Source organism: Paraburkholderia caffeinitolerans (genome assembly GCF_902859945.1).
GTDB lineage: Bacteria > Pseudomonadota > Gammaproteobacteria > Burkholderiales > Burkholderiaceae > Paraburkholderia > Paraburkholderia caffeinitolerans.
The window spans coordinates 1-959 of sequence record NZ_CADIKL010000117.1 but is presented as its reverse complement, the minus strand read 5'-3'; the positions used below and the strand labels follow the sequence as shown (position 1 = coordinate 959).

Sequence of the window (959 nt, the reverse complement as noted above, 5' to 3'; positions counted from 1 at the left end):
GTCTTGTTCTCCGAGGCCAAGGCCGCGGCCGTCACGTGCGCGATCATGAAGCCCGAGTTCACGCCGCCGTCCTTCACGAGGAAAGGCGGCAGGCCCGACAGCGTCGCGTCGATCAGCAGCGCGATGCGGCGCTCGGCGAGCGCGCCGATTTCAGCGGCGGCCAGCGCGAGATTGTCCGCGGCGAACGCCACCGGCTCCGCGTGGAAGTTGCCGCCCGAGATGACTTCCTTGGTGTCCGGGAAAATCAGCGGGTTGTCCGAGACCGCGTTGGCTTCGATCAGCAGCACGTGCGCGGCGTGGCGCATCTGGTCGAGACACGCGCCCATCACCTGCGGCTGGCAGCGCAGCGAGTACGGGTCCTGGACCTTGCTGCAGTCGCGGTGCGAAAGGTTGATCGCCGAGCCGTCGAGCAGCGCGCGATAAGCCGAAGCCGCTTCGATCTGGCCGCGATGGCCACGCAGTTCATGAATGCGCGCGTCGAACGGCTTGACCGAGCCGGCTGCCGCGTCCACGCACAGCGCGCCCGAGACGAGTGCCGTGCGGTACAGGTCTTCGATTGCGAACATGTTGTAGATCGCGAGCGCCGTCGAGGCTTGCGTGCCGTTCAGCAGCGCGAGGCCTTCCTTCGCTTGCAGCGCGATCGGCTTGAGGCCGGCCAGGCGCAGGCCCTCTTCCGCGCTCATGCGCTCGCCCTTCGCGAACACGTCGCCCACGCCCAGCAGCACGGCCGACATGTGCGAGAGCGGCGCGAGGTCGCCCGACGCGCCCACCGAGCCCTTCACCGGGATCACGGGCAGCACGTCCGCATTGAACAGCTTGATCAGCGTTTCCATCACTTCGCGACGGATGCCCGAGTGGCCACGGCCCAGGCTCGAGAGCTTCAGCGCCATCATCAGGCGCACGACCGGCAGCGACATCGGCTCGCCCACGCCCACGGCGTGCGACAGCACCAGATTGCG

The 959-nt window shown here is 68.1% G+C and carries 1 protein-coding gene; it reads right to left on the bottom strand.

All coding sequences use genetic code 11. From position 1 onward, the window contains the following. The coding region (locus tag HV773_RS36520) for an aromatic amino acid lyase (RefSeq protein WP_175198557.1) at positions 1–959 on the bottom strand (959 nt) is incomplete at both ends.